8 protein-coding genes and 8 tRNA genes are annotated in these 6596 nt (G+C 37.0%); 4 read left to right on the top strand and 12 right to left on the bottom strand.

Annotated features, from left to right (window positions below):
* The 4 genes from MFLO_RS12955 to MFLO_RS12940 form a co-directional block, all read right to left on the bottom strand.
* A partial coding sequence (locus MFLO_RS12955) for a hypothetical protein (protein ID WP_036098439.1) occupies positions 1-447 on the bottom strand: 447 nt, incomplete at its 3' end.
* A gap of 160 nt (positions 448-607) precedes the next feature.
* The gene (locus MFLO_RS12950) at positions 608-859 is read right to left on the bottom strand and encodes a hypothetical protein (protein ID WP_036098438.1); all 252 of its coding nucleotides are present in this window, start codon (positions 857-859) and stop codon (positions 608-610) included.
* Positions 860-1010: 151 nt separating this feature from the next.
* Positions 1011-1193, bottom strand: a complete 183-nt coding sequence (locus MFLO_RS12945; RefSeq protein WP_036098437.1) for a helix-turn-helix domain-containing protein — start codon at positions 1191-1193, stop codon at positions 1011-1013.
* A gap of 17 nt (positions 1194-1210) precedes the next feature.
* Positions 1211-1540: a winged helix-turn-helix domain-containing protein gene (locus tag MFLO_RS12940; protein ID WP_036098436.1), complete on the bottom strand. Its 330-nt coding sequence runs from the start codon at positions 1538-1540 to the stop codon at positions 1211-1213.
* Between the two features lie 268 nt (positions 1541-1808).
* Between MFLO_RS12940 and MFLO_RS15225 the strand changes: the two genes are divergently transcribed.
* The 4 genes from MFLO_RS15225 (at position 1809) to MFLO_RS12920 (ending at position 5704) form a co-directional block, all read left to right on the top strand.
* A complete protein-coding gene (locus MFLO_RS15225) occupies positions 1809-2153 on the top strand; it encodes a helix-turn-helix domain-containing protein (protein WP_036098434.1) in 345 nt (114 codons plus the stop codon).
* 686 nt (positions 2154-2839) lie between these two features.
* On the top strand, positions 2840-3559 hold the full coding sequence (locus tag MFLO_RS12930) for a hypothetical protein (protein WP_149023057.1): 720 nt from the start codon (positions 2840-2842) through the stop codon (positions 3557-3559).
* A 113-nt stretch (positions 3560-3672) separates the two neighbouring features.
* Positions 3673-4470 (top strand): DUF4352 domain-containing protein, encoded by a 798-nt coding sequence (locus MFLO_RS12925; RefSeq protein ID WP_149023056.1) that lies wholly within the window; start codon positions 3673-3675, stop codon positions 4468-4470.
* 79 nt (positions 4471-4549) lie between these two features.
* Positions 4550-5704, top strand: a complete 1155-nt coding sequence (locus MFLO_RS12920; RefSeq protein WP_036098430.1) for a site-specific integrase — start codon at positions 4550-4552, stop codon at positions 5702-5704.
* Between the two features lie 92 nt (positions 5705-5796).
* Here the strand turns inward: MFLO_RS12920 and MFLO_RS12915 are convergent.
* The 8 genes from MFLO_RS12915 to MFLO_RS12880 form a co-directional block, all read right to left on the bottom strand.
* Positions 5797-5881 (bottom strand) — tRNA-Leu (locus MFLO_RS12915).
* Between the two features lie 41 nt (positions 5882-5922).
* A tRNA-Cys gene (locus MFLO_RS12910) sits at positions 5923-5996 on the bottom strand.
* A gap of 23 nt (positions 5997-6019) precedes the next feature.
* A tRNA-Gly gene (locus tag MFLO_RS12905) sits at positions 6020-6091 on the bottom strand.
* 9 nt (positions 6092-6100) lie between these two features.
* Positions 6101-6172, bottom strand: a tRNA-Gln gene (locus MFLO_RS12900).
* A gap of 20 nt (positions 6173-6192) precedes the next feature.
* Positions 6193-6268 (bottom strand) — tRNA-His (locus MFLO_RS12895).
* Positions 6269-6285: 17 nt separating this feature from the next.
* Positions 6286-6359 (bottom strand) — tRNA-Trp (locus MFLO_RS12890).
* Between the two features lie 4 nt (positions 6360-6363).
* Positions 6364-6447 (bottom strand) — tRNA-Tyr (locus MFLO_RS12885).
* Positions 6448-6462: 15 nt separating this feature from the next.
* Positions 6463-6535: transfer RNA gene (locus MFLO_RS12880), tRNA-Phe, on the bottom strand.
* Between the last annotated feature and the right edge of the window lie 61 nt (positions 6536-6596).

Raw genomic sequence — 6596 nt, 5'->3', positions numbered from 1 at the left:
CTTCATAGCCGTATCGAATGGCATCGGCAATCGTCGTAAGTGTTGTACTCTCGGCTCTATCACACTCTCGATCAACCAAATTGGTACTAATTTTTTACTACGGAGTTCATCCCTTTGGTACGCACTACTTGCCGCTACGACCTTATAAAGGGCTAAATCTGCGTCAAGCTTCCAAGCATCGGGCATCGTGTCCAACCAATCCGCCATTTGTTGCTCGACTTCAATTTTTTCGTACGCAGATTCGAGCCAATCCTCATGCCACCAAAAATCCAGCCCTTCTAATTTATATTGTGTATCGTTTCGGAAACTATCAATTGTGATGACTTTGAATGTCTTGCTAACATGTTGATACATTTCTTGAGTAAAAAGCATGCGCGCGGAGTACCTCGATTCTTCACTAATATCCTTTCGAACGCGCACAATTTCTCCAACTTTAAACTTACTCATCTCCTTCAACCTCCTCCACTCTCACAGCGAACTTCATGTAAGGTTTGTTAAACCATTTTTCTAACGATTCGATTTCATTTTTTTGTAAATTTGGTTTGGTAGCACGTAGCTTCCTCACCTCTCCGATTAGATGTTTTTTTGAACAAAACTAGTCATCGCTTCAAGAACTGACCAGTTTTCCAATTTTTTTAAATGTCTTTTTATATTCTTTATTCTCTTGCCTCAATGCTTCGATATCGCCCTCTAGCTCGAATATTGTTTCGTCAAGCAGGACAAGCTTCTCAAGGGCGCTTTTTACAGCATCTTTAAAATCCTGTTCAAGCCTCGGTGATTCGTTGCTTGTTAGCTCAAGTGTTCCATCAATAATTAGCATAAGTAACTCTTCATCCGATAATGGTTCAAAAGCGTTCATTGTCTTATCGCTCCAATCGTGTTAAAATGTAGCTAGATATAATTTTGTTTATGCTCTTTCTTGAGGTTGTGTCCTCAGAAGGAGCTTTTTTTGTATGTTTTATATGCAAGAATGATCAAAAAACTAATGTAGCCAAAAGTTAAAACGTCCATCATGTACCTTGCTCCATCGCTTCAATGATGTCTTCACCTTTGTATAATAACGATCGACCTAATTGAAATGGTGTCAATTGATTTTGAATTTCTAACTTAGTTATAGTATCTTGTCCAACTTTTAGTTCTTTTCTGACTTCTTGTTGTGTATAATACGCGTCTGGAATAATATGAATTGGCATTCTACAACCTTCTTTCTTCATAATTTATTAAGCACTCGAATATGCTGCGCAGAAGCCTCTAGTCGATGAGCCGGTTCGATATCCGAAAACATAATCTCTTCCAAAAAATCAAGTTGGCGTTCATACCGTTCACGTTTATTAATATTGATATTTCGCAATGGCTCTTTTAAAACTTGAAATTTCCGCCCAGATCCGTTTCCTGTTGTTGCGATGTGACCACTAGATTTCAATTTCGAGATTTCTGTCTTGGCGTGACTCTCTTTAATTCTCGTGTGATCGGCGATTTCTTTGTTGGTCGCTTGCGGGTTTTCTATTAAGTAGAGTAGAATTTTGTCTTTTAATGTCATGCTTTTCTCCTTTCTTTTAAGATATAAGCTAATTATTTAGCAAATCTTGACTTTTATTAAACTTTATTATAGAATTAAGTCATAGCTAAATAAGCCTTTCTAAAGCCTTAATGCGTTGGGGAACGTGGTCAATGGCTCTTTTTACTAGTGCTTAAAACGCTAAATAATTAGCTTATGAACATAGTATATTAAACTTTATTATAGATGTCAACGTTTTTCTATCCTAAAGTTTAAAACAGTTCTTTGCTTTTATCAGTAGGTGATTGATATGACAACATTCGATAGAGTTAAAAAACTAGCTGAAAATCAGAAAATGTCTATCGTAGAGTTGGAAGAACGCTTAGGTTTCGGAAGAAATTCGTTATACTCTTGGAAGAAAAAAACACCAAATGGTGAAAGTTTGAGAAAAGTAGCCGACTATTTTAATGTTTCCACAGATTACCTTCTAGGTCGCACAGAAGACAAGTACTCTCACCTTCGACTTGAAGATGACGATTTCATACGCGAAGCTCAAAAAAGTCCTCATGCTCAAAAATTTATTGAGGAATTAACCGATGCAGACCAAGAAGCCCTTGATCAATTAGAAAAACTATGGAGAGCTTTGAATGGGTAGATACATGTAAAATATTGCATAATAAAAAACCTCTACTAACTATTTAGTAGAGGTAGGATATTCATATTTTACTAAATCTCCCATAAAGTAGAATAGTAATCTGAATTGCATCATCTTTCGCAATGCCCGTTTTTTCTATTTTTGAAATCAAGTTTTCATCTTTTTTTTGCTTTTTTAATTAAAGCTAAAAATCTCTTTATTTGGTTTTCATCCATGACGATAAAGTCCTTTCTTCTCTGTTGAGTTGATTAAGACAGTATGTTAAACTAAGGTGTGGTTTTTAGTTTGCGCTCTGTCTATGTTAAGACGGGCGCTTTTTTATTGCCTAATGGTGAATATTTATCAGCAATGAAATCAAACTGATAACGCTTACAGTTTTTATTACTCGTTTATTGAAAAATATTTTTTTTCATGGTCAGCATCCTTTCGATAGTATTTTATAACAATTCTATTGTAGCATAGATGACCTTAAATCGATAAAAAAATGACACATAGGAATATTCTAGAAAATTAGGAGGAACTTTCAATGAATTCAATAGGGCAAACAATCAAAAAAAATTCGAGAAATCAAAAATATGAGGCAAAGGGACTTCACTAAACTTTCACAAGGCTCCATTGCTAGGATTGAATCTGATAGTAGAAATATCTCAATAGATAAACTTCTTTGTGTTTTGGACGACTTTAGTATGTCTCTTCGCGAGTTCGAATATATTCGTAACGGGTACGCTCTTACAAGCAGTGATAAAATCTTTTTTGATTTTGTCAACGCGAAGAATTCTATAGGGATGCTAAACGATAAAAAGTTAAGCAAAGAAATACACTTATATTTAAAAGAAAATCCTTCGGACTTTATCCCCTATTGCTTAAGTGTAATAGAAGATGTGTACACCAAAGTAACCGCAGCAAACTCCTATGATATAGATAGCCCAGAGGCTGTAAAAATTTGGGAAGAGCTGGACGCTAGATCGGGGTGGACATATCAGGAACTTTTTATTATGTCCAAACTTTTTCTTGTCTTTCCCCCTGAAATCTCGGAAAATATTATCGAACGGATTGAGAAAGAAATGGATAATTACCTTGAGTTTTTTGAAGATATTCACTTCGACGCTACATTTTATATGAATTTAGGGAAATATTATGCTATTAAGAGGCACTATTCAAAAGCTAAAATTTACTTAGAAAAAGTAATTCCGTTGACTGAAAAATATAGAAACATGGTAACTGTAGAAAATGATGCTTACGCTTACCTTGCCATCGTTGACTACATGAACGGTAATAAGGAAGCTGCGGACGAAGTAGAATACTGTATCAACTGCTATCACTACATGCGTCGCCCTGAATTAGCTGACGATCTAAAAAGCGATTGGGAAAGTTTCTTCAAAGATACGTATGTATTAAACGGATGAATGGTATAAACGTTACGGCGATTATATAAAAAACAACGAAGAGGGAGAATGAAAAATGAAAAAGATTTTGATTGGGATTATTCTGATTTTTAGTTGTGTAGGTTTGGTTGCTTGTGGAGATTCAAAAACATCTGGTGAGGAACTTAAAACAAAAAAAACTCAAGCTTGAAGACGTTGAAAAAATCAAAGTGGGTATCTCTAAAGATGAGCTTCTTGAAAAGTTGGGAAAACCGTTGAAGATTTGGGACGATGATTATGTATATGAGGAGTTAGACAGCTCAGTGACTAGAAACGAATACTTTTACAAGTACATTGACAAATCCGAGGAAAAAATAAAACAGGGTAAACAAGCAAAAGAAATGAAAAGTTTAAAAATGTACCAATATACTTATTCTAATGACAGCGGCGATGATGAAACTTTTCTAGCTTGGATGGGTACGGATGATGTTAAATACACTGATATGAGAGCTTTTATGGATAAAGACGGCTATAGTGCTGACGACAATGGTGATGAAGGTGAAAGTGATTCATCTGATTACAATAACGCTGACGATGAAACTACCGAATCGGGAATTTTTACAATCGGTGAATCTGCTCATTATGCCAACGGACAAATAATGACAATTACCTCTATCAAAAATGCTCAAAACGAAAAGGATGATTACACAGAGATTTCTCAGAACTTAGTTAAAGTTGAGTTTACCATCGACAACCAAACATCCGAGACTTTAGATTTTGATTCAACAATGATTGAATTATACGACGGAGAACGAAACAAGGCGGAAGTATTGTCGAAAGATTTTTATTCCGAAACGATAGCCGCTGGCATGAAATCATCTGGTAAAGCGTACTTTGATGCTGGCAAAGCTCCTTATACGGTAATCATCGGAGCTGCTAAATGGGAAGAATAAATCTTTAACAACAAACTAAATTTCCTTAGTTTGTTGCATCTAAAAAAAGAACATACGTTCTTAAAAGGAGTGTATAACAATGTCAAAAGATAAACGAATCAAGTCTTATCAAAATGCAAAAAACGAAACTATGTATATGTTTAGATTGTATTTAGGAATTGATGAAACAACTGGCAATCGTAGACAAACAACCCGCCGCGGATTTAAGTCAGAAAGAGAAGCAGAATTGGCTCTCAAGCGATTAGAATATGAGTCACAAGAAATTGGTATAGAAAAGGGGAAAAGGGTTCCAAAATTTGAACAGCTATATAATGCTTGGTTTGAAAATTATAAGAGGACTGTGAAAGAAAGTACTTGGGCTACCACTAAACTATTATTTGAAAACCATATACTACCCAAGTTTGGAGATAAGTTCATCGACAAGATCAATGTTCTATATTGCCAAGAAGTCGTTAATAAATGGTCTATTGAACAACCTAACAACTTCAAAAAGTTTAAAAACTATACATCAAACATTTTTGATTATTCAATGTCTATTGATACTATTGATATAAACCCTATGACAAAAGTAAATATACCACGAGGAGAAGCATTAAACAAAACAAGACGTGAGATTCTATTTTATACCAAAGAAGAACTCAAAGAATTCTTAGAGGCTATCGAACAGGATAGTGCATTTAACTACGCATTCTTTTATCTTCTGGCTTTTACAGGGATCCGAAAGGGAGAGGCTCTTGCGTTAACTTGGGAAGATGTAGATTTCAACTCAAGAAGATTGACTATCAATAAAACAATAACTCGCGGGTATAAGAATCGGCTTATTGTAAATTCAACTAAAACTGAGGCGGGTAAAAGAACATTGAGTCTTGATTTAAAAACCATCGAAGTCTTACGAAATTGGAAAAAGGAACAGTCAAAAATAAATAAAATACTTAAACTTGATCGAACGGATTTGATTTTTGCAAATAGAAGCGGCGATTACTATTCCCCTAGCACAACAAAAACTTGGTTACAATCGATTTACAGAAAACATAAAAATTTAAGAAGAATAAACGCCCATGGTTTCAGACACACTCATGCTAGCTTATTATTTGAATCCGGTGTCAGTTTAAAAGATGTGCAAGACAGATTGGGTCATGCAGATATTCAAACGACTGCTAACATTTATACCCATGTTTCACAAACTAAAAAAGATACAACAGCAGAACATTTGGCTAATTTTATGTCAAAGTGATAGTCAAAATGATAGTCAACTCTGTTTTTACGCATAAAAAACACCAACCTTCCTAACGAATCAAATCGTTAAAACAGTTGGTGCTCTAATGATACCGGCGGCCGGGGTCGAACCGGCACGCCCTTAACGGGCACTGGATTTTGAGTCCAGCGCGTCTGCCAATTCCGCCACGCCGGCCTGTTATTAGTATTATAATGCTTCTTAAAAATTAAATCAAATGGAGGCGCCAACCGGATTTGAACCGGTGATGAAGGTTTTGCAGACCTCTGCCTTACCACTTGGCTATGGCGCCCTTTAAATTTCAAGAAAAGAAAAAGCGGAAGACGGGGTTCGAACCCGCGACCCCCACCTTGGCAAGGTGATGTTCTACCACTGAACTACTTCCGCATTTTGAAACTGGGCCAGCTGGATTCGAACCAACGCATGACGGAGTCAAAGTCCGTTGCCTTACCGCTTGGCTATGGCCCATCGATAATTAATAGAATAAATGGGGCGGATGAAGGGAATCGAACCCTCGAATGCCTGAACCACAATCAGGTGCGTTAACCACTTCGCCACACCCGCCATCATCTTAATTTCTATGGCAGGGGCAGTAGGAATCGAACCCACACTGGAGGTTTTGGAGACCTCTGTTCTACCGTTAAACTATGCCCCTTAAATGGTGGAGGGGAGTGGATTCGAACCACCGAACCCGAAGGAGCGGATTTACAGTCCGCCGCGTTTAGCCACTTCGCTACCCCTCCATATTAAAATAAAAGTGGCTTGGGACAGAATCGAACTGCCGACACCTTGAGCTTCAATCAAGTGCTCTACCAACTGAGCTACCAAGCCAAATGGCGGTCCCGACGGGATTTGAACCCGCGATCTCCTGCGTGACAGGCAGGCATGTTAA

This window comes from Listeria floridensis FSL S10-1187, assembly GCF_000525875.1.
In the GTDB taxonomy this organism is placed as follows: domain Bacteria; phylum Bacillota; class Bacilli; order Lactobacillales; family Listeriaceae; genus Listeria; species Listeria floridensis.
The sequence above is the reverse complement of the archived record's forward strand: the minus strand, read 5'-3'. Positions and strand labels throughout refer to the sequence as shown.